The 21227-nt window shown below is 43.1% G+C and carries 19 protein-coding genes and 1 tRNA gene; 8 read left to right on the top strand and 12 right to left on the bottom strand.

Going from position 1 to position 21227, the window contains the following annotated elements:
- Window positions 1-39: 39 nt before the first annotated feature.
- Both GVO60_RS05305 and GVO60_RS05300 read right to left on the bottom strand, forming a co-directional pair.
- Window positions 40-804, bottom strand: a complete 765-nt coding sequence (locus GVO60_RS05305) for a helix-turn-helix domain-containing protein (RefSeq protein WP_159651632.1) — start codon at window positions 802-804, stop codon at window positions 40-42.
- 397 nt (window positions 805-1201) lie between these two features.
- Window positions 1202-1278: transfer RNA gene (locus GVO60_RS05300), tRNA-Arg, on the bottom strand.
- Between the two features lie 200 nt (window positions 1279-1478).
- On the opposite strand from GVO60_RS05300, the gene folD reads away from it, so the two are divergent.
- A complete protein-coding gene (gene folD / locus GVO60_RS05295; protein WP_159651630.1) occupies window positions 1479-2339 on the top strand; it encodes a bifunctional methylenetetrahydrofolate dehydrogenase/methenyltetrahydrofolate cyclohydrolase FolD in 861 nt (286 codons plus the stop codon).
- A gap of 131 nt (window positions 2340-2470) precedes the next feature.
- Here folD and GVO60_RS05290 read toward each other — a convergent pair whose 3' ends face one another.
- The 4 genes from GVO60_RS05290 to GVO60_RS05275 form a co-directional block, all read right to left on the bottom strand.
- Window positions 2471-3670, bottom strand: a complete 1200-nt coding sequence (locus tag GVO60_RS05290) for a NupC/NupG family nucleoside CNT transporter (RefSeq protein WP_159651628.1) — start codon at window positions 3668-3670, stop codon at window positions 2471-2473.
- Between the two features lie 219 nt (window positions 3671-3889).
- Window positions 3890-4840: a LysR family transcriptional regulator gene (locus GVO60_RS05285; RefSeq protein WP_159651626.1), complete on the bottom strand. Its 951-nt coding sequence runs from the start codon at window positions 4838-4840 to the stop codon at window positions 3890-3892.
- Window positions 4841-4888: 48 nt separating this feature from the next.
- Window positions 4889-5860, bottom strand: a complete 972-nt coding sequence (locus tag GVO60_RS05280; protein ID WP_159651624.1) for a lytic murein transglycosylase — start codon at window positions 5858-5860, stop codon at window positions 4889-4891.
- Between the two features lie 38 nt (window positions 5861-5898).
- A complete protein-coding gene (locus GVO60_RS05275; protein WP_159651622.1) occupies window positions 5899-6189 on the bottom strand; it encodes a YcgL domain-containing protein in 291 nt (96 codons plus the stop codon).
- 162 nt (window positions 6190-6351) lie between these two features.
- Between GVO60_RS05275 and minC the strand changes: the two genes are divergently transcribed.
- Genes minC through minE form a run of 3 tightly spaced genes read left to right on the top strand, consistent with a single transcriptional unit; the run spans window position 6352 to window position 8116 of the window.
- Window positions 6352-7014, top strand: a complete 663-nt coding sequence (minC, locus tag GVO60_RS05270; RefSeq protein ID WP_159651620.1) for a septum site-determining protein MinC — start codon at window positions 6352-6354, stop codon at window positions 7012-7014.
- Between the two features lie 19 nt (window positions 7015-7033).
- Window positions 7034-7846, top strand: a complete 813-nt coding sequence (minD, locus tag GVO60_RS05265; protein WP_159651618.1) for a septum site-determining protein MinD — start codon at window positions 7034-7036, stop codon at window positions 7844-7846.
- 6 nt (window positions 7847-7852) lie between these two features.
- Window positions 7853-8116 (top strand): cell division topological specificity factor MinE, encoded by a 264-nt coding sequence (gene minE, locus GVO60_RS05260; protein ID WP_159651616.1) that lies wholly within the window; start codon window positions 7853-7855, stop codon window positions 8114-8116.
- A 204-nt stretch (window positions 8117-8320) separates the two neighbouring features.
- Here minE and GVO60_RS05255 read toward each other — a convergent pair whose 3' ends face one another.
- Both GVO60_RS05255 and adhE read right to left on the bottom strand, forming a co-directional pair.
- The gene (locus GVO60_RS05255; RefSeq protein WP_159651614.1) at window positions 8321-8932 is read right to left on the bottom strand and encodes a LysE family translocator; all 612 of its coding nucleotides are present in this window, start codon (window positions 8930-8932) and stop codon (window positions 8321-8323) included.
- Between the two features lie 397 nt (window positions 8933-9329).
- Complete coding sequence (gene adhE / locus GVO60_RS05250) at window positions 9330-12029, bottom strand: bifunctional acetaldehyde-CoA/alcohol dehydrogenase (protein ID WP_159651612.1); 2700 nt, start codon at window positions 12027-12029, stop codon at window positions 9330-9332.
- A gap of 615 nt (window positions 12030-12644) precedes the next feature.
- On the opposite strand from adhE, the gene GVO60_RS05245 reads away from it, so the two are divergent.
- Window positions 12645-13283, top strand: a complete 639-nt coding sequence (locus GVO60_RS05245) for a YchE family NAAT transporter (RefSeq protein WP_159651610.1) — start codon at window positions 12645-12647, stop codon at window positions 13281-13283.
- A 70-nt stretch (window positions 13284-13353) separates the two neighbouring features.
- Complete coding sequence (locus GVO60_RS05240; RefSeq protein ID WP_159651608.1) at window positions 13354-14202, top strand: ion transporter; 849 nt, start codon at window positions 13354-13356, stop codon at window positions 14200-14202.
- A gap of 102 nt (window positions 14203-14304) precedes the next feature.
- Here the strand turns inward: GVO60_RS05240 and asd are convergent, their stop codons facing one another.
- Entirely contained in the window at window positions 14305-15420 is a 1116-nt protein-coding gene (asd, locus tag GVO60_RS05235) for an aspartate-semialdehyde dehydrogenase (protein ID WP_159651606.1), read from the bottom strand.
- 449 nt (window positions 15421-15869) lie between these two features.
- On the opposite strand from asd, the gene nhaC reads away from it, so the two are divergent.
- Complete coding sequence (nhaC, locus tag GVO60_RS05230) at window positions 15870-17303, top strand: Na+/H+ antiporter NhaC (RefSeq protein WP_159651604.1); 1434 nt, start codon at window positions 15870-15872, stop codon at window positions 17301-17303.
- A 66-nt stretch (window positions 17304-17369) separates the two neighbouring features.
- Here the strand turns inward: nhaC and GVO60_RS05225 are convergent, their stop codons facing one another.
- The 3 genes from GVO60_RS05225 to yejK all read right to left on the bottom strand — a co-directional run bounded on the left by GVO60_RS05225 (window position 17370) and on the right by yejK (window position 20908).
- Window positions 17370-18527 carry a chemotaxis protein gene (locus GVO60_RS05225; protein WP_159651602.1) on the bottom strand — a complete coding sequence of 386 codons (1158 nt, stop codon included), beginning with the start codon at window positions 18525-18527 and terminating at the stop codon, window positions 17370-17372.
- Between the two features lie 63 nt (window positions 18528-18590).
- Window positions 18591-19802, bottom strand: coding sequence for an Hpt domain-containing protein (locus GVO60_RS05220; protein ID WP_159651600.1), 1212 nt, complete (start codon window positions 19800-19802; stop codon window positions 18591-18593).
- A gap of 104 nt (window positions 19803-19906) precedes the next feature.
- Complete coding sequence (gene yejK / locus GVO60_RS05215; RefSeq protein ID WP_159651598.1) at window positions 19907-20908, bottom strand: nucleoid-associated protein YejK; 1002 nt, start codon at window positions 20906-20908, stop codon at window positions 19907-19909.
- 84 nt (window positions 20909-20992) lie between these two features.
- On the opposite strand from yejK, the gene GVO60_RS05210 reads away from it, so the two are divergent.
- Window positions 20993-21217 (top strand): YejL family protein, encoded by a 225-nt coding sequence (locus GVO60_RS05210; protein WP_159651596.1) that lies wholly within the window; start codon window positions 20993-20995, stop codon window positions 21215-21217.
- Window positions 21218-21227 lie beyond the last annotated feature (10 nt).

Below are 21227 nucleotides of genomic sequence, written 5' to 3'. Positions count from 1 at the left end.
GCTCAGCAGGCAAAGTGGCAAATAGTAATACTGCAGGTATTATCCGGCGCGACTTTTCACAGTATCGCCTTCTGTTTCGAATTCATCAAACAGTGGGAAGGTCCAGCGACGCATTGCGATCACCATCGAGGTGCCATGCCGCTCCTCCATAGATAAATCACTATCGCTGTCGCACGATTCATAGAATTCTTTCACCAAACGCTGAATGCGCTGTTGGAACTTGTAATTGGTAGGCAAAGACATCAACCCGGTCGACATCACCAGTTTTTCGTCATTTTTAGAAAAGTGTGTGCGAAAGAAGGTATTTATGACCTGTTGCTGAAAGAATTGTTGGATAGGGCCTCCAGCAATCCACGAAAACGATGAAGAAATCTTGAGCTTAATGCGATTACCCGGCATCAACTCAATCACTTTGATGCGATCAAGATGCGCCAATTTTTGAATTAATTGAGGTTCGCTGAGATTGTATTGGCTTAAGATCTGTTCAAAACGATAGCCATTGGTGATACAAACGGCGACTAACAGCAACACTTTATCAGCCACCAACTGTTTTTCTTGCTCCCAAGTCAATGAAGAAAGGCTCTGACTCTCTTCTTCGGCAAGCTTAAACAGGGCTGCCATTTCCAGATCAATCAGATCACACACCGCAGACAAACGATCAAGGCTCATACTGCCACCGTTTGAGAAAAGGCGCTTTACTGAACCTTCACTCAAATCCAGCACTTTTGCGACCTCCTGATAATTCACACCACGCGATTTTAACTGCTTTTTCAGCGCCTGAATGACCTGTTCACACTCCGACATTCATCTCTCCTTGATTAGCCACTTAACCTTAAGCGGAAGCCGATAAATAGTATCTATGCGCCATCTAATTCTCTAGAGGAGAGTTATACTCCATCTGACACATAACGCTTATATTTGCGACTTGTTTGATACTAGATTTTACTTTCATTCATACGTGTGCATCCGCATTCCAAGCCTATTATCTCAATTCGTCAATACATTTAGTAGGGAAAACATACACCTCTATATTTTATAGAGTATTTGGTCTTCAGCACCTAGCTACAGGTGACTTCTAAATAAATAGTGTTCTTGATAGGAAATTTAAAAAAATAGAAAGGCTTTTAACGGCGTCACCGAGGGTCTCAAAAACGCAAAAGCCCCGATAACTCATTGAGTTATCGGGGCTTTTTAGAATAAATGGCACGCCCTGTAGGATTCGAACCTACGACCACATCCTTAGAAGGGACGTGCTCTATCCAGCTGAGCTAAGGGCGCGCTACAGGGAAGGATTATACGAGTTCGATTTCTTAAAACAAGGGCTTTTCGTAACAAACTGATCTGAATGAACAAAAAAAGGCCACCGATTGTAAATCTGATTAAATTTACCACGAAGCAAACGTTTGCTTATAGATGTTCATCAAATAATTTGCGACAATGCGCTGCAAATTATTCGCCATTCTAATTGAAGGAAAGTCATGACTGCTCAAAATATCGATGGAACGCTTATTTCTCAAACTGTTCGATCAGAGGTTGCTGCTCGTGTAAAAGCTCGTGTTGAAGCTGGCCTGCGTGCTCCTGGTCTTGCGGTAGTACTTGTTGGTGAAGACCCTGCTTCTCAAGTTTATGTCGGCAGTAAACGTCGTGCATGTGAGGAAGTTGGCTTTGTCTCCAAATCTTTTGACCTTCCGGCGACGTCTAGCGAAGAAGAATTACTTGCTCTTATTGATGAGCTGAATGCAGATAGTGATATTGACGGGATCCTAGTGCAGCTCCCCCTTCCTGCTGGTATTGATACTACACACGTACTAGAACGCATCCACCCAGAAAAAGATGTTGATGGCTTCCACCCATACAACGTCGGTCGCCTAGCCCAACGTATCCCTAAGCTACGTTCATGTACTCCGAAAGGTATTATTACGCTACTTGATCGTTACAATATCGATCTTCGCGGTAAACACGCAGTAGTTGTTGGTGCATCGAATATCGTTGGCCGCCCTATGACACTGGAGCTGCTTTTAGCGGGTTGCACGACGACAACTTGTCACCGTTTTACAAAAGATCTTGAAGGGCATGTTCGTCAAGCCGATGTTGTTGTTGTAGCCGTTGGTAAACCTAACTTTATTCCTGGCGATTGGATTAAGAAAGGTGCAGTCGTGGTCGATGTGGGTATCAACCGATTAGAGTCAGGTAAACTCGTTGGTGATGTCGAGTATGACAAAGCACGCGATAACGCGAGCTTTATTACTCCTGTACCAGGTGGTGTAGGTCCAATGACCGTCGCAAGCTTGATTGAAAATACCATGATTGCGTGTGAGCAGTTCCACACTAAGAAATAAAGCTAACTAAGCTCATTTCACTCAAATACAAAAGGGTTGATGTTTAAAAGCATCAACCCTTTTTCGTTTTAATTAAACGCGCTGTCATCCTGCGTTATTAGGCATGACAATCTGGTTATTAATGACCGTAATTACAGGCTTAAAATGACACCAGCAATTGATGCGCTCATCAAGTTCGCCATAACACCGGCAGCAATAGCGCGGAATCCAAACTTAGAAATAAAGGTGCGTTTCTCTGGAACCAAGCTACCTAGGCCGCCAATCAGCATCGCCATAGTAGAAATATTGGCAAAACCACAAAGAGCAAAAGTAACAATAGCTTGTGAGTGTTCACTTAACAGTGGCTTTACTTCCATCAATTGAATAAAGGCAACAAACTCATTAACAACAATCTTATTACCAATCAGAGATCCCGCCGTAATTGCTTCACTCCACGGGATACCAAGCAACCAAGCAACAGGTGCAAATAGATAACCAAGAACCAGTTCAAAACTGAGATCGATACCGAATAGGCTACCCGCCCAACCAAGCATACCGTTCAGCATGGCAATCACGCTGACAAAGGCAAGCAGGGTTGCGCCTACCGCAACGGCAATACGAAGGCCAGACATAGCGCCGTCAGCCATCGCTTCAACGACATTCGTAGCGCGAGGCATTTCAACATTATCCAGTTCAACACTTGCGTCGATTTTCTCTGTTTCTGGCACCATGATTTTTGCCATCAACAGGCCAGCGGGAGCAGACATAAATGCTGCTGCAATCAGGAAGTTAAGATCAACACCAAGTGATGCGTATCCGACCAGCGTACCACCAGCGACAGAAGCCAAGCCGCCCGTCATCACAGCGAAGAATTGAGAATCCGTCATGTGTTTTAGGTAAGGTTTTACTACTAGCGGAGCTTCAATCATTCCCACAAAAATGTTCGCAGTTGCAGATAAAGACTCAGCGCGGCCAATACCCAATAACTTTTGTAATCCACCACCAATGATATTGATCACTTTAGGCATAAGGCCAATATGGTAAAGGCCCGAGATAAGAGCAGAGAAGAAAATAATGATCCCCAACACATTGATGGCAAAAGTAAAACCGCCTGTCGCTAAACCACCAAACAAAAAGGCAATGCCTTCTTGACCATAATTGATCAAGTTTGAAACTGCACCTGTCACGCTGTTTAAAGCATCTTTGCCTGCTGGTACATAAAGGACAAGCAACGCAAAACAGATCTGTAGAGCAAATGCCAACGATACGGTTTTAAAATTAATATTTTTTCTGTTGGTAGAAAGTGACCATGCCAAAACAAGAATGGCAATGATTCCGAGAAGTGAGTTCATAAAAGATCCGACTAAAATTGGGGGAACAAGATTGGCGTCGGATAATATTCAGTTAAAAATGAGATGCAAATCACATTTGTTAATGGAGTGTACTTTCTTCTGGTCAATTAAACACCAGAAGCCTAATTGATTGTTTTTGTTAAAGATAAACGATTGCTAAGCGAGATTATTTCCATTTGGAAAATATGTTTCTAAAAACAGAAACAATCTATCGTGCTGCTATTGGGTTTTGGAGTACTGAATGTATGGAGAAAGCCGCTTATCCCAATGACACGGCGACCCAATCTTCTGCTTGATAAATTCAATTACCGCCGCCGTCTTTGTCGGTAAATAGCGTCGACTTGGGTAAACCGCGTAAAATGGCATATCTTGACTTGGCTGCCAATCAGGTAGCAATTGAATTAGTTGTCCGCCTTTAAACTCATCTCGAATCAAATAAGTCGCAAGATAAGCAATCCCCCACCCTGCTACCGCCGCGTCACGAACCGCTTCTGCCAAATCAACTGAGTAATTACCTGAGACTTTAACGTTCAACTGATTAGTCGGCTTAGAAAAAGCCCAGCTCGTGTAATCTCGCTCCCAACTTCTATAAATCAAACAGTTATGATCGACCAAGTCATTCGGGTGGTGAGGCATTTCATTTTTTACTAGATAATCCGGTGACGCTACCAGCACAAACTTACTGTCAGCAATGCGTTGTGCCACGTAACCTTCAGGCAAAGTTTCATTATTGGTGATCCAGAGATCTAGTCCCTCTTGAAGCATATCAACTCGATAATCAAACAAATGCATTTCTACCTGAAGATTAGGGTAACGCATTCGAAGCTCATCAATAGCGGGTAAAATGTGGAGTGTTCCAAAAGATTGGGAGAGACCAATTTTGATCAAACCAGCAACCTCGTCTCGCTGACTTTCGATTTCGCGCTGCGCTTCCTCGACCGTTTGCACCATTTTTTGGCAATGATGGTAAAACTGCTCACCAACTTCGGTGGGAGTAAAAGTACGCGTCGTTCTCTGCACAAGCTTAACACCCAGAGATTCTTCTAGCTGAGCGAGTTGTTTGCTGACATGAGAGACCGATACGCCGAGACTTTTCGCCGCTGCCGTAAAGTTCTTGTGAGTTAGTAAAGCTGCAAACACGACCATTTGCGAAGCACGATCAGATAACACATTTATTCCTAAATTAAAAAAGGAGCTCCTGAGAGCTCCCTAGTGATATTACAACACGATTCTATCGGCTAGATGACTCACCGCCAGTGCGAAGTAGTAAGAGCGATTCCACTTCATCAATACGTTGTAATTATTGTAGACAAGGTAAACACGGCCATTCGCATCATCAGGTGCAATCAACCAAGCCTGAATGTCTTCATCAAGCTTCGGTAATGGGCGACCGTCATACCGTGTAATCCCCAACTTGCTCCACTCTTGTAAGTACTTCCCTTTACCTTCTCCACGGCCTTGAATACTGGTATCAAAACCATCTGGAAGCTTAACCTGACGTCCCCACGTATGCTTATTACCCCAACCCGATTGGCTCAAGTAGTTCGCAGCGGAGGCGAACACGTCCGCTTCACTATTCCAAATATCTTTTTTTCCATCGCCGTTACCATCTGCGGCAAACGAAAGGAATGAACTCGGCATAAACTGGCATTGACCCATAGCCCCAGCCCAAGAGCCCTTAAACTCCTCAACCGGAATATGACCTTCATCTAGAATTTGCAGAGCTGCCATCGCCTCTTTGCGGAAAAAAGCTTCGCGGCGTCCGTCATACGCCATGGTAGATAGCGCATCAATCACGCTGTAATTACCAGTAAATCGGCCAAAATTACTCTCAACGCCCCAAAGCGCGACAATGAAACGAGGTTGGACGCCATATTCATCACCAATACGATTGAGCTCTTCAGCGTGTTTGGTATAAAGCTCTTTCGCCTGCTTCACTTTCCAGTCTGGTACAGCTCGAGGAATGTACTCATCCAAAGTGAGTTTTTTTTCTGGTTGGTTTCTGTCGGCTTTTACTGCACGCGGTTTGTATGTCACGTTTTCAAAAGCTTGGGTAATGATTTGTTCAGAAACCCCTTGGCTTCGGGCCTCTTGCTTTAACCCTTCAACGTATCGATCAAAGCTCACTTCGTTGGCCCACACTGAGCTAGCAAAAGTAACACCTAGTATGACTGACAATAATTTCTTCACATTGCCCTCCTTGAGCAAGTTGAAAGCAAATCTGTTTGTTATTTATTTTCAGATTGCTGGCGAGCTTTTTTCAGCTCTTTGTATTCTTCAAGCACATTTTTTTGTGGTGGTGGTAACTGTAAGAAAAAACCGTCATCTTCAAGAGACTGACGCACTTTATCAATGTCTACGGTAGCCAGTTTACGACCATCCATTTTGATGACCATCACCATAATAGGTTTGCCAAACATTTGCATCAATGTGTCAGGAACTTGTGAAAAATCATCCTTTTTTGGGATGTAGAGGTACGCGCCTTCTTTTTTAGAACTTTTGTAAATTGCACAAAGCATAGAGAGCCTTTTGTCCGTTTATGATCATTGAACGTCAGTGTTTCGCTATTTTTGAGAGCAAAACACTCAATTGAGCGCAAGATAACTTGCTGTGCTTATTGTGGGAATATAACATGACACCCCTAGTCTCAGGCAACGCCCTTACGAGGTTGTAAGTAAAAGATGTCACATTCAACAGACCTAAAAGGCAGTAGCTTCACATTGTCAGTTTTGCACCTTAGCGACAATGATGTAGAAAATACGGTCAAATTCCTTAATGAGAAGGTTGAACAAGCGCCAGCATTTTTTGCTCATGCGCCTGTTGTCATCAATATTGCGAAAGTTGATGGTGAAATAGACTTTCATGCATTGAAGCAAGGAATTTCAGACGCCGGTATGATTCCGGTAGGCGTTGCAGGCTGTAAAGACAAACGAGCTCAGAATCTCGCACGAGAAGCCTCTTTTGCGATTATGTCAGCCAGTAAGTCACCGAATCAAGCGCCTGCAAAGTTGGCTCCGACTAAAATTGTACGTTCGCCCGTTCGATCTGGCCAACAGATTTACGCGAAAGATTGTGATCTTGTGGTGCTCAATCATGTGAGCGAAGGGGCTGAGGTCATTGCAGATGGGTCTATCCATATTCATGGAACCTTACGCGGTCGTGCCATTGCGGGTGCAAGCGGCAACAAAGATGCAGTCATCATCTGCAATAAGCTCAACGCCGAATTAATGTCTATCGCTGGCCATTATTGGCTAACAGAACAGTTTGCTGAAGAATTTTGGCAACAAAAAGTATTGTTTAGTTTGGACAATGACTCGCTCAAGTTTGAGTCATTAACGATATAAGATTTATAAGGAACACATAATGGCACGCATTATTGTTGTAACGTCAGGAAAAGGTGGCGTTGGTAAGACGACATCAAGCGCAGCAATTGCTTCTGGCCTAGCGGTAAAAGGTAAGAAAACAGCAGTTATCGATTTCGATATTGGCTTGCGTAATCTCGATTTAATCATGGGTTGTGAAAGACGCGTTGTTTATGACTTCGTTAACGTGATTAATGGTGAAGCGACGCTGAATCAAGCGATGATCAAAGACAAGCGAACAGAGAATCTATTCATTCTTCCAGCGTCTCAAACGCGCGATAAAGATGCCCTAACTAAAGAAGGGGTTCGCCGCGTTCTGGATGAGCTTGACGAGATGGGGTTTGACTTTGTTATCTGTGATTCTCCAGCGGGCATCGAGCAAGGTGCACTAATGGCGCTATACTTTGCAGATGAAGCTATCGTAACCACAAACCCTGAAGTCTCTTCAGTGCGCGATTCTGACCGTATTCTTGGCATTTTAGACTCTAAGTCTCGCCGTGCAGAAGAAGGTCTAGAACCTGTGAAGCAACACTTGCTACTAACACGTTACAATCCAGCGCGTGTAACACAAGGTGAGATGCTGAGTGTTGAAGATGTAGAAGAGATCCTTCACATTTCGCTGCTAGGTGTTATTCCAGAAAGCCAAGCCGTGTTAAATGCTTCAAACAAGGGTGTACCTGTCATTTTTGATGACCAGTCTGACGCAGGTATGGCTTACGATGACACAGTTGAGCGTCTGCTTGGCCAGCAAGTGGATTTCCGCTTCCTGACTGAACAGAAGAAAGGAATCTTTAAACGTCTATTCGGAGGCTAAATCGGCATGTCATTACTTGAATTTTTTCGCCCGCAGAAGAAAAGCTCTGCGAACTTAGCCAAAGAGCGACTACAGATCATTGTTGCAGAACGTCGCAGTCAAGGTGATCCAGCACCTTCTTACTTACCTCAGCTTAAAGAAGACATTCTTAAAGTGATTGGTAAATATGTGGCGATTGACCCTTCTATGGTTGATTTGTCTTTCGAGCATAAAGACGATGATATTTCCGTTTTGGAACTTAACGTTAAGTTACCTGAAGACGAAAAGTAAACCTAAAGTAGTTTGAGTTTCAAAAGGCCGATGTGAAAACATCGGCCTTTTTGTTGCCTTTAATAATGGATTGTACAGTTATTCACCACAATTGTAGTGTCACTTAACTACCATTGATACAACGTGATGCCCGTGCCTATTAAGAATAGTATGAAGGCAATGGTAAAACATGCTTTCTCAAAACGAGTCATAACTATCCCCTCATTACACCAAGGTAACTTTAATCGCCAACCCAATCAGTACCACTCCGGACAATCGATCAATAAAGATTGAGTGTTTACGTAGACGAGTGATCGTATTCGGTAGTGACAACACACATGCAATGAATGAGTACCATACTGCGTCCAAAACAACCGGAGTTGTGACTATGATGGCTTTACTCATGAAATCATCACCTAACGAGACAAACTGGCTAAATAACGCTAGAAAGAAAATAATGATCTTAGGATTCAGTAAAGAAATCATAAATCCATCACGCGCCGATTCGAAAAGGCTACATGATTGACCACGCGAAATTTTATCTGTTAGCCCTCCCTTCGAGCACAACGAACATCCTCCTAAATAGAACAGATAAGCAGCTCCGATATAGGTAATGGTATGGAATACAACGGGAGAGTTTTTAAGAACTAGAGCCAGGCCAGTTAGCGAGAGTAAAGCGTAAATCCCTACCCCAATCGCATGAGATAAAGAAGTAACGATACCATTGAACCTGCCACCAGCAAGCGTATGACGAGAAACCATAATAACACTCTGACCGGGTGTCATTGTGCCAAGAAGCGTAACTATAAATAGAGACGCAAAAACAGAAAGGGTCATATAAACCTCAATAAATTATTGTACGTAAATTTTGAATGTAACTATGTCTTTGAGTGACGAGTTACCAAGGCACGTTCAATAAAATATTATGTCGCGCAGCATGAGCGACTGAGGTTTTAAAATTCTTCATAGGCCTCAAATATGCCCCATTGAACTCGACTTTTCCACCTTTCAGAAGCTGATTTCCTATGATCATTTTCGATAACGCCTATTCATCTAAATCATGTCACTAATCACCTATTCAGTCGTTATTTTAATTACCTTATTTCTCTATCTCTTTCCTTTATTCAGTTTCATAAAATCAAAAAAAAGCCCCAGTCTTTCGACTGGGGCTTTAACTTTTCCCGATAGATAAGTGTCGTGCTAGCGAAAACTTATCTCATCACTGACGTCTTACTTATGCGTCAGCTTTTGCTTTCTTAACTTTAGGAGCGTCTTTAGCTACTTGGTCTGCTTTCTTCTTGATTACAGTAGTACCTTCGAAAGTTTCACCTTCAACGAACGCTTTACCGTAGTAAGAAGCCATTAGCACTTCTTTTAGCTCAGTGATTAGAGGGTAACGTGGGTTAGCACCTGTACACTGGTCATCGAACGCTTCAACAGCTAGCTCGTCTAGTTTTGCTACGAAGTCAGCTTCAGAAACACCTGCTGCTTGGATAGACAGTGGGATGTCTAGGTCGCCTTTCAGCTCTTCCAACCATGCTAGTAGACGTTCAATCTTCTGAGCAGTACGGTCACCTTCTTGGCTTAGGCCTAGGTGGTCAGCTACTTCAGCGTAACGACGACGTGCTTGTGGACGGTCGTATTGAGAGAACGCAGTTTGCTTAGTTGGGTTGTCGTTCGCGTTGTAACGTACAACGTTAGAGATTAGTAGTGCGTTCGCCAGACCGTGTGGTAGGTGGAACTCAGCACCAATCTTGTGTGCCATAGAGTGACAAACACCTAGGAATGCGTTCGCAAACGCGATACCAGCGATAGTCGCAGCGTTGTGTACTTTCTCACGAGCGATTGGGTCGTTAGCGCCATTCGCGTAGCTTGAAGGTAGATACTCTTTTAGCATCTTAAGTGCTTGTAGAGCCTGACCGTCAGAGTATTCGTTAGCAAGAACTGATACGTAAGCTTCTAGAGCGTGAGTTACTGCATCGTAACCACCGAATGCTGTTAGAGACTTAGGCATGTTCATTACTAGGTTAGCATCAACGATAGCCATGTTTGGCGTGATTTCGTAGTCAGCTAGTGGGTACTTAGCACCAGTCTTGTCGTCAGTAACAACCGCGAATGGAGTAACTTCAGAACCTGTACCAGATGTAGTAGTGATACATACAAGCTCCGCTTTCTTACCCATTTTAGGGAACTTGTAGATACGTTTACGGATGTCCATAAAGCGCATTGCTAGTTCTTCGAAGTGAGTTTCTGGGTGCTCGTACATAACCCACATGATCTTCGCAGCATCCATTGGTGAACCACCACCTAGAGCTAGGATTACGTCAGGCTGGAAGCTCTTCATTGCTTCTGCGCCTTTCTCAACAACAGATAGTGTTGGATCCGCTTCTACGTCGAAGAATGTTTGAACTTCGATGCCTTGCTCTTTAAGCAGTTTCACTACTTCATCAGCGTAACCGTTGTTGAATAGGAAACGGTCAGTTACTAGGAATGCGCGTTTCTTACCTTCTAGGTCGCTCATTGCGATTGGAAGGCTACCACGACGGAAGTAGATAGACTTAGGTAGTTTGTGCCACAACATGTTTTCAGCTCGCTTAGCTACAGTTTTCTTGTTGATAAGGTGCTTAGGACCAACGTTTTCAGAGATAGAGTTACCACCCCATGAACCACAACCTAGAGTTAGAGAAGGTGCTACGTTGAAGTTGTAAAGGTCACCGATACCACCGTGAGTAGTTGGGATGTTTACAAGGATACGTGCAGTCTTCATCTTGTCACCGAAGTAACGGATGCGGTCTGCGTTAACGTCTTGGTTAGTGTAAAGACCAGATGTGTGACCGATACCACCGATTTCAACCATAGTTACCGCTTGAGCAACTGCGTCTTCGAAGTTGTCAGCGCGGAATAGACCTAGAGTTGGAGACAGTTTCTCGTGTGCGAATTCGTCGTCGTAAGAAACTTTACCTAGACCTTCACCTACAAGTACTTTTGTATCAGCAGGAACTTTAACACCCGCCATTTCAGCGATTGCTGGAGCAGGTTGACCTACGATTTTCGCGTTTAGGTTACCGTCGATAAGTAGTACTTTACGTACTTTATCTGCGTCTGCTTTAGATAGAACGTGAGCTTTGTGAGAAGCAAAACGCTCTTTCACTTCGTCATATACTTCGCTAACTACGATAGCTGCTTGCTCAGAAGCACATACTACGCCGTTATCGAATGTTTTAGACATAAGGATAGAAGCTACAGCACGTTTGATGTCAGCAGTTTCATCGATAACTACAGGAACGTTACCTGCACCTACACCGATTGCTGGCTTACCAGAAGAGTATGCTGCTTTAACCATGCCTGGACCACCAGTTGCAAGGATAAGTGCAATACCGTCGTGCTTCATAAGAGCGTTAGAAAGCTCTACAGATGGCTGGTCAATCCAACCGATGATGTCTTTTGGAGCGCCCGCTGCTACTGCTGCGTCAAGAACAAGTTTCGCAGCATCATTAGTAGAGTTTTTCGCACGTGGGTGTGGCGAGAAGATGATGCCGTTACGAGTTTTAAGAGAGATTAGAGATTTGAAGATTGCTGTAGAAGTTGGGTTAGTCGTTGGAACGATACCACAAATGATACCTACAGGCTCAGCGATAGTCATTGTGCCTAGGTTGTCATCTTCTTCTAGGATGCCACAAGTCTTTTCGTCTTTGTATTTGTTGTAAATGAACTCTGAAGCAAAGTGGTTTTTGATTACTTTGTCTTCAACAATACCCATGCCAGACTCTGCAACCGCTTGTTGTGCTAGCGGGATACGAGCGTGGTTAGCTGCTAGAGATGCCGCACGGAAGATTGCGTCTACTTTCTCTTGTGAGAACGTTGCAAACTCTTCTTGAGCCGCTTTTACGCGAGCTACTAGAGCGTCTAGTTCAGCCAAATTAGTTACAGGCATAGTGAATCTCCTAAATTAATAAATATTAAAAACTTTTTATTAAGGTCACTGTTATCTTCAAAACAGACGTCTTAGTAAATTGCTTTCAGGGCTGAGTATATTATTTCAGGTTATGAAAAAAATTGACCCAGATCAGTTATGAAAAACTATTTACCCACTTAGTGGTACCTAAATCCCAATAACGACCATAAGTTAATGAAAATTAAGGATTTAGATCACACTTCAATATTGAGCAAAAATAAAGCAATTAAACGCCTAAAACAAAAAAGTGACCACATTCTGTAAAAAAGTTTCATTTTTTGACCACAAACTTACATGTAGTCCAGAATCCTTGTGCTACTGAGAGTATATCCAAAGCTGAATTTATCTCTATAACTCACCTTTTTTTCTATCGAAAATGTGCAAATGTTAACACTTATGTAAAAACGACCTCGCTGCCAGAGATATTCTACGTAACAAAATATGTCATTTGTATTTACCAATTCTTCAATAATTAGATTTTCTCAGTAATGGCATGATTTACAGGTTAGTTTTTTTCATTCGTTGACGACCAGATTTTAGACTATATTCCGCGTGTACTAATGTTGTCGTTAATCTTGCTGCGGACATCTACTAATGCAAACCTTCGAAATCGCAATCTTTCTACAGTTTTTTCTTGGCTTAGTGGCGGCCGTCAACCCGGTTGGTATTATGCCTGTGTTCGTTTCTTTGACAGGGCATATGACCCAAGAAGAAAAACATAAGACCGCTATTACAGCCAACGTAGCCGTGGCTATTATTCTTGTGGTTTCTCTGCTTGCGGGACAAATGCTTCTAGATATGTTCAGTATATCACTGGATTCATTCAGAGTTGCGGGTGGTCTGTTGCTTTTGAGCATCGCCTTTTCGATGATGAGCGGTAAGCTCGGTGAAGATAAGCAAAACAAACAAGAGCAATCAGAGTATGTAAGCCGCGAACAAATTGGCGTGGTTCCACTGGCGATGCCACTTATGGCTGGCCCTGGTGCGATCAGTTCAACGATTGTTTATGGCTCGCGCTACCCGGCAGCTTTCGACACAGTAGGCATTATCTTAACTATCATCGCATTCTGCTTGTGTACATGGTTGCTGTTTCGCTCTGCTCCTTTAATTGTGCGCTTTTTAGGCCAAACAGGGATTAACGTGATCACACGTATCATGGGCCTTATCCTTGGAGCTCTAGGTATTGAGTTCATTGCGAATGGTCTACGCAACCTTTTCCCAGGCCTCGCATAATTCTCTGATCATTAGCCTGACGCTAAGAATCTAGGTATGATAGAAGAACGAATTCATCAGTTTTTCTATCATGCCTCGTAACTCACTAAGACATCATCTTTACGTCATTATATTCGGCACTCATACACCTGCAGGCCGAGCATTTGATATCGCTTTGATTGTTGCCATCATTGCCTCACTGTTGGTTCTAATACTGGAATCTTTACCTAACGTGATGTCTGAATGGTCGCAAGAGTTGCGTTATATTGAATACACCTTTACCGCCCTCTTCACTGTTGAGTATTTGCTTCGACTCTACTGCTCGCCAAAACCTAAGTCTTACGCCACCAGCTTCTATGGTGTAGTAGATTTGCTAGCGATCCTTCCTACTTACTTGGCGCTCATTTTCCCTGGCGCATCGTTTATGGGCGTGATTCGTTTATTGCGCGTGATGCGTATCTTCCGAATTCTAAAACTTGTCCGTTACTTGCAAGATTCAAACATTCTTCTGCGCTCTTTATTAATGGCACGCAGGAAAATCTTGATCTTCTTCAGTACGGTCGGAATCCTAGTCACTATTTTCGGCGCTTTGATTTTTGTTATTGAAGGGCCACATAATGGCTTTACTAGTATCCCGAAGAGTATTTATTGGGCTATCGTGACCATCACGACCGTTGGCTATGGTGATATGGTTCCTCAAACTCACTTAGGTAAAGCGATCGCGTCACTCACTATGTTATTAGGTTATTCAATTCTTGCGGTTCCAACGGGCATTATTACCGCAGAATTAAGTAACGAAATGAATGCACATAAAGAATTGGTTAAATGCCCAAATTGTAATCGTTCTGGCCATGACTCTGACGCCATGCATTGTAAACACTGTGGCAGTGAACTAGCGGATCCAGATAAGCGTATTGTCAGCTCGGGCGATGAAGATTAGGCAAGAAAAAAAAAGGGTTGCATAAGAATGCAACCCTTTGTTTTTTTGTGAACGAAGCTAGCGGTCTAAAGAGAGAGCCCTTACCACGCTCCTTCGTCTCTATTACGCTTTCTCTGCAAGAATGATACGCAGTGTACGACGTAGTGGCTCTGCAGCGCCCCAAAGAAGTTGGTCACCTACAGTAAAGGCATTTAGGAAATCATCACCCATTGCCATCTTACGTAAACGCCCCACAGGAATAGATAACGTACCGGTTACTTTTGCCGGCGTTAACTCTTCTGCCGTGATATCACGAGCATTAGGAATCACTTTGACCCAATCATTATGAGTCGCGATCATCTCTTCGATCTCATCCATTGGCACGTTTTGCTTAAGCTTGATCGTCAACGCTTGAGAGTGACAACGCATTGCACCGATACGAACACATGTACCATCAATTGGCACTGGAGAGTCTTGGAAACCTAGAATTTTGTTTGCTTCTACGCCTGCTTTCCACTCTTCTTTGCTCTGACCATTGTCGCGCTTCACATCAATCCAAGGGATCAATGAACCAGCAAGCGGTACACCAAACTTATCAGTCGGGAACGAACCACTGCGCATGGTATCTGCCACTTTTTGGTCAATATCAAGAATCGAGCTAGACGGGTTTGCAAGCTCAGAACTTACTGAATCATTAATCACACCCATTTGAGAAATGAGTTCGCGCATGTTTTGCGCACCAGCACCTGAAGCCGCTTGATATGTCATGGCACTTGTCCACTCAACCAAACCTTTTTCAAACAAACCGCCAAGCCCCATTAACATCAAGCTTACGGTACAGTTGCCACCCACAAATGTATTGGTACCGCCGTGAATGCCTTGTTGAATCTGAGCTAAGTTCACAGGATCTAACGTGATGATTGAATTTTCGGCCATACGCAGTGTTGAAGCTGCATCAATCCAGTAACCTTTCCAGCCGGCTTGACGAAGCGCTGGGTAAACCTTTTCTGTGTAGCTACCACCTTGGCAGGTAATCACAGCATCTAATTGCTTTAAGCTTTCGATATCATAAGCATCTTGAAGAAGACCGGCTTCTTTACCAAGACTAGGTGCAGGAATACCAATCTGAGAAGTACTGTAAAAAACAGGCTCAATAAGGTCGAAGTCTTTTTCTTCAACCATTCGTTGCATAAGTACTGAACCGACCATGCCACGCCAACCAACTAAACCAACTCTCATCTCAACTCTCCATGTAAACAATTTTAAAAAGGGAATACCTCCAATATTCAATTTTCGAAGCAAAATCTCAAGGGGAAATTGCATCAAATCTGTAACTTTTGTTTCCTTTTTTCAAAATTCGCCCTAAAAGCCCATTTTTGATGGCTTTTTAGTCTGTTGTTATTTTCACAACCAAAAAATGCGCATTCGCGAACAAATGCAAAAACAACGTGCCACACAAATTTCACATTCAAAAACATTTCAGATCATTAAAATTAACCATTAACCATATTTTTAACCGCCAAATGATCAACCAACAGATACAAGTCACACCAGTGATGCATTTTCTCGAAATATTATTCTAGCTACTGTAAAGTGCATTTCGTACCTAAAAGGAGTTAACACTCTTTCGACAAATAATGAGTCAGTCGTTATTTGTACTGGCTCATAACATTTATAAGAGGCTCTGTATGACGCAACTTACCCCCCGTCTGCCAAGCTTGATGCAAGTTATTGTCTCCCTGGGACTATTTCTCTCTTTGGCGTTTTCTTTTACTGCCCAGTTAGATCTTCCTATTCAACTAGCTTTATATATTGGCTGGTTTATCATCATGTTTCTTGGTATCCGTTTAGGCCATCAGTATAAAGATTTAGAAAAAGCGGCCCTAAATGGTATTTCTAATGGCTTAGGCGCGGTGCTGATTCTGCTAGCCGTTGGCGCATTAGTCGGCACTTGGATCTCTGGCGGTATCGTACCAACCATCATTTATTACGGTCTAAAAGCAATCCACCCTTCCATCTTCCTTCTTGCTACTATGATCATCTGTTCATTGACCGCTCTTGCAACGGGTACTTCTTGGGGTGCTGCAGGTACAGCGGGTATTGCAATGATGGGGATCGGTCAAGGACTTGGCGTCCCTGCTCCTATTACCGCTGGTGCTGTGCTTTCTGGTTGTTACTTTGGTGACAAGATGTCTCCTCTATCTGATTCTGTGATCTTAGCTTCTTCAATGTCTAACGTTGAAGTAATGGAGCATATTAAAGGCATGCTGCCAGTTGCCCTTATTAGCTACATCATTACAGGTATCATGTTTACCGCATTTGGTTTCCATTACGCTGGCAACGTCGATATGTCTCAAGTGCAATCGGTTATCCAAGCGATGGAACAGCAGTTCTACATCACGCCATATTCATTCGTCCCTGTCATCATAGTGCTTGGTTTACTTGCGATGCGCATGCCTTCATTCCCAGTGATCAGCTTTGGTTCACTACTGGGCATCATCTGGGCAGTGATGATTCAAGACGTAGACTTCCTACAAGCGTTCAACACCGCATGGGCACCATTTGAAATTCAATCTGGCGTTGCGTTTATTGACTCGATCCTAAACCGCGGCGGTATGTCTTCTATGCTGGGCTCAGTCGCAGTGATTGTATTCGGTTTGGGTTTTGGTGGTTTGCTAGACAAAGTTGGTGTGTTAGAGACAGTTGCGAAATTATTTGAGCGTCGCGTACAAAGCGCAGGATCTCTAGCGACAAGCACCATCGGTACTGCCTTTATGGGTAACGTATTCGGCTCAGCGATGTATGTATCACTAATTCTTACCCCAAAAATCTGCGCAAAGAATTACGATCGTTTAGGCTACAAACGTAAGAATCTTTCTCGCAATGCGGAGTTTGGCGGTACGTTAACATCAGGTATGGTGCCTTGGAGCGACAATGGTATCTATATGGCGAGTATCTTAGGCGTTGCAACCCTCTCTTATGCACCATTTATGTGGTTGAGCTTTGTTTGTATCATTGTCACCATCATCACATCATACATGGGATGGTTTGTTGATAAGTGTGAACCTACAGCACCAGCGACCGTCGAAGAAGAAACAGAATACAGCAATCAAACGGCGTAACCTTCACTGCCGAGATCAAAAAGAGCGCCTCACTTGGCGCTCTTTTCTATTTTGTAACTCAATAAATTATGAATTGGCTTTCTTTACCGCTGTACGCTTACCTAACATATAACCCAAACCTAAAGGTGCAAAGAAAATCGCAACAATGAACAAGATAAAGTAAATGATCGTGCTCTTAATCAACTCAACCACTTTGTCCATCGCGAGAGTAATTACATCTTGTGAAATGGTATCAAGATCTTGAGCAAACTTTGCTCGCTCCGCACTAATGATAAGTGCAATTTCCGCACGCTCACGGGCAACCATGGCTTCTAAAGCTTTACGTTCTTCGCTTAATTGATCCAAACGAAGTTCAGTTTTCTTATCAATATCGTTCACTAATGGCTTAAGCTCTATCGCCATCTGCTGCGCTAAATTCTGCATATACTCTGGGTTATTTTCGACAAAATCTTGGAAAGACTCTGAAGTGGCTTGCAAGCTTTCTAACGTTGCAGTCAATTGCTCACCACTAATACTGCTGTTCATGGCGATCAATTGCGCTTTCCACGTCATTAACTTGGGTGTCTGCTCAGAGACAAGACTCAAACGATCCGAAACGTCACCCATCGCTTCTGGCATGGTTCCCAGTGTTGTTACCGCATCGTCTTCACTAATCTGCTGTGATTCCAACCACGCTCGATAGGCAGGTGTACGAATAAAGGTCAAATCTTGAAATGGGTGTTGCTTAGCAAATTCCTCGACAAACTGTTTCGATGTTTTAAACGAATTGCCTTTTAGTGATGACCGAGCCAGCTTTTCAAACTCTTGGCTTAGCGCTGATGCCGTCTTACGAGCATCATCACTCACAAATAGGTCTTTGCCAGCTCCTTGAGTAAAAAACTGCTCCATCTGAACAGTAAAAACCCAACTATCAATCAACGCAGCCATAGGAGAGACTTGATAAGCGGCTCTTTGAACGCCCTCTTCAGCATTGATTTTCCATAATAAAACGTAAGATTGGTGGAGCTTATCTTGCGCATCGTATTGAAGTGAAATGACATCTGCGGTTTGCTCAACCTGAGCAAAGAACTGCTGCGTATATTCTCGAGTCATCAAGCGCATGTTCAACTCTTGCTTTGTCAGAGGTGTAGTTTGGCTATCAAGCTTCACCTCCAACAACGAACATCCGTTCATACTGACTAAAAACAGTAAAGTCCCTATCGCCTTAAAATGACGAATCCACATAGTTAGCCTCTGAACCATAAAATTAAACGGCAGGGATATTAACCTGTATAGGTCAGAAAAACGTTAACCTTTCGCATCATTTTGTTGATTCAGAAAAATCTGAGCTTCTTCAATCGCGGTATCAAGACAGACTTGCAGATCTTTCAGCAAGTCAGATACTTTGGTGATGTCATGTCCAATCGCGAGTTCAACTTGAGTCGCTACTTCTCTGAGCTGACTTGCCCCCAGATTACCACCCACTCCTTTTAAGCTATGCGCCTTGCGTTGTGCTTCCTCAGGCGATTCCGTTAATAACCTCGTGATTTCAGCGACATCATTCTTATGATCGGCAACAAAAACTTCTAGTAGCATGCAGACAGATTCAACATCACCATTTAACGATCCCAACATGGTATCGAAGCTAATTTGAGGCATAGATTCCGGTTCCGTTGGTTGATCATATTTAGCCACCGCTTTTGCATCCTCTTGTGGAGAAAGCCGAATATCTTCTTGAAAGCTCTCTAAAGCCACAGACGACTGTGCGAGATACAGCAAACTCAGGTAACCAAACATTGCAAATAGAGTCAGCGTAATCCCCGCTAAAACATGTCGATTTAACGTTTCACGATACTCGGTTTCTAACAGAACAATTTGGTTGGTCACATCATGAGAAATCAGTTTTTCAACCAAATGGCTGCCTTGAGCGTAACTGCTCAAAACTTGAGAAACATCCACCAATACTTTTTGTAATTCTTCTTTCTGTGGCGTTCGTAGCTCTGTTGATTGCTGGTAGATACGGTCAACATGACGAAAAATCTCAGCGTTAGCTTTTTCGGACAGGTACATTGCCTCGAAAACGTTCGCACTTAATTGAAAGTATTGATTCGCCAGCGCTGTTGAGTCTGCATATCGATCTCGCGTTTCATGAATTCTCTTAGCCAAGGTTTGTACGGCCAGTTCATTATCTAGATACGCTTGCACTTGCTCGATAAAGCGGTCTGTCGAAAACAGGAGTTGATTGAGATCTGGCATTAGCCAGCTTTTTTGATAGTAGGCATCAATTTGAAGCCTAAGTGCATAGATGAGTTGTAAATCTAACGCTTGGCGATCGGCCATCTTCGCGCGATAAGGGGCATCATAAACAAAAGTACTGCGTAAACTATCAATACTATGTCTTAGCTCTTCAACCTGACGCTGACTTGATTCAATGGTACGGTAACTTGTACCAATTGCGACCATAGCCATTAGCCATAACGCCAATAGCAATGCACCAAATTTCACCCACTTGCGATCCATGCAATACCTTTATAAACAAATTGCTATGAATACAAGAATATACGTTATCGGAAGGAAAGGTAGGACTAAGCGCAAATTATTGCACCTAGTCCTAAACTATTAGATTATCGATTGCGAGTTAACTGGTCGCGAAGATTTGGTGGCGTGCCTTTAATCGTTAATGTATCTGTCTCTGGATCGTAGAAGATACGCTCTCCGAGAAGCATGCTGTCAAAGCTCACATTCAATCCACCACCGGCACCCACATATTTAGTCAGTTTACGTACCGCTGCACGGTCACCAGGGAAGCTCTCTTCCAACTCGTAACCTTGTTCTTGAGTGTAATCTAAGAAGCTTGTGCCATCTTGTGACGCAGGTAATTCACCAGATAGCTCTCGCACTTGAACTTCATCACCAGATTTGATCTGCTCATTGCAATAATCAGCAACTTGTTTTTTGTAGCTGATCGCTTCGTCTTTTTCTAATTTAGAATCGGCGCAAAAATCTTCCACTGCCTGCATCAATACTTGGTTTTGCTGCTTGGTGTCTAAGCCCACTTCTGCTTGTAGAAAATCTAAGAAAAAGTCCGCGACTTTACGACCAACGCGACCTTTAATGTACGCGAGGTAACGATTCGATTCTTTGTCGGTTTCATAACTCGTGATATCAATACGAGCTGCAATATCCATTTTACTCAGATCAAGATAATCCGTAGCACTGATATCTAACCCTTCTGTCACTTTCAAACTTTGATTAGACGGAATAATTGCGACAAACAGATAGTCTGTTGCTAAAGATTGATACTCAGCAATAACAAGGATGCCTTCATCCGCAAAAGGATATTTTGAAAGCTCCGCTTTTAGGCGATTAGCGCTACTCTGAGAGAAATCATAAAAGGTTTTTTCGCCTTTTTTCAGCTCTTGCAGCCATTGTTGAAATTCGCTCTCTGGTTTAAAAGAGCCAAAACCTTTGCCCGCTTTCGAGTTAAAGACACGATGTAGCTCTGCAACCAAGTTTTCACTGGATGCATCGTTTGCCAATGAGTCAGCTCGGAAGTTAACAACTAGCTCGTCTGAATCGTTTTTTTGCAGTTGGTGGAGGATAACATTTGATAGTTGAAGGCTCATGATGAAATTTATCGCTGCATAGGTTTCAGTTGCGTGGCATTGTAGGTTATCATAAGCCGCTTGACTATCAACATTAGAACACTTATGCCGATTACATCTAAATACAGCGACGCAACAGTTGAACAAATCCTAACTGAGATCGCAGTAGTGCTTGAAAAACATTCAGCAAGTCCAGAACTTTCACTTATGATTGCAGGTAATATCGCTACCAATGTCTTAAATCAAGACGTTGCTGCTTCACAACGTAAAGTAATTGCTGAAAAATTTGCACAGGCATTGATTTCTTCTATCGAAGAAAAATCTCATTAATCGCGAATAA

Origin of the sequence: Vibrio atypicus (genome assembly GCF_009811315.1) — a bacterium.
In the GTDB taxonomy this organism is placed as follows: Bacteria; Pseudomonadota; Gammaproteobacteria; order Enterobacterales; family Vibrionaceae; genus Vibrio; species Vibrio atypicus.
Note: the sequence above shows the minus strand (reverse complement) of the source record. Positions and strands in the feature narration are given on the sequence as shown.

Excerpts from the sequence above, each read along its gene's own strand:
- nhaC (WP_159651604.1), top strand. The coding sequence starts at position 15,870 with ATGACGCAACTTACCCCCCGTCTGCCAAGCTTGATGCAAGTTATTGTC.
- GVO60_RS05240 (WP_159651608.1), top strand. The coding sequence starts at position 13,354 with ATGCCTCGTAACTCACTAAGACATCATCTTTACGTCATTATATTCGGC.
- GVO60_RS05225 (WP_159651602.1), bottom strand. The coding sequence starts at position 18,527 with ATGTGGATTCGTCATTTTAAGGCGATAGGGACTTTACTGTTTTTAGTC.
- GVO60_RS05255 (WP_159651614.1), bottom strand. The coding sequence starts at position 8,932 with ATGACCCTTTCTGTTTTTGCGTCTCTATTTATAGTTACGCTTCTTGGC.
- minC (WP_159651620.1), top strand. The coding sequence starts at position 6,352 with ATGTCACATTCAACAGACCTAAAAGGCAGTAGCTTCACATTGTCAGTT.
- GVO60_RS05275 (WP_159651622.1), bottom strand. The coding sequence starts at position 6,189 with ATGCTTTGTGCAATTTACAAAAGTTCTAAAAAAGAAGGCGCGTACCTC.
- minD (WP_159651618.1), top strand. The coding sequence starts at position 7,034 with ATGGCACGCATTATTGTTGTAACGTCAGGAAAAGGTGGCGTTGGTAAG.
- folD (WP_159651630.1), top strand. The coding sequence starts at position 1,479 with ATGACTGCTCAAAATATCGATGGAACGCTTATTTCTCAAACTGTTCGA.
- adhE (WP_159651612.1), bottom strand. The coding sequence starts at position 12,029 with ATGCCTGTAACTAATTTGGCTGAACTAGACGCTCTAGTAGCTCGCGTA.
- GVO60_RS05305 (WP_159651632.1), bottom strand. The coding sequence starts at position 804 with ATGTCGGAGTGTGAACAGGTCATTCAGGCGCTGAAAAAGCAGTTAAAA.
- GVO60_RS05245 (WP_159651610.1), top strand. The coding sequence starts at position 12,645 with ATGCAAACCTTCGAAATCGCAATCTTTCTACAGTTTTTTCTTGGCTTA.
- GVO60_RS05210 (WP_159651596.1), top strand. The coding sequence starts at position 20,993 with ATGCCGATTACATCTAAATACAGCGACGCAACAGTTGAACAAATCCTA.
- yejK (WP_159651598.1), bottom strand. The coding sequence starts at position 20,908 with ATGAGCCTTCAACTATCAAATGTTATCCTCCACCAACTGCAAAAAAAC.
- minE (WP_159651616.1), top strand. The coding sequence starts at position 7,853 with ATGTCATTACTTGAATTTTTTCGCCCGCAGAAGAAAAGCTCTGCGAAC.
- GVO60_RS05290 (WP_159651628.1), bottom strand. The coding sequence starts at position 3,670 with ATGAACTCACTTCTCGGAATCATTGCCATTCTTGTTTTGGCATGGTCA.
- GVO60_RS05220 (WP_159651600.1), bottom strand. The coding sequence starts at position 19,802 with ATGGATCGCAAGTGGGTGAAATTTGGTGCATTGCTATTGGCGTTATGG.
- asd (WP_159651606.1), bottom strand. The coding sequence starts at position 15,420 with ATGAGAGTTGGTTTAGTTGGTTGGCGTGGCATGGTCGGTTCAGTACTT.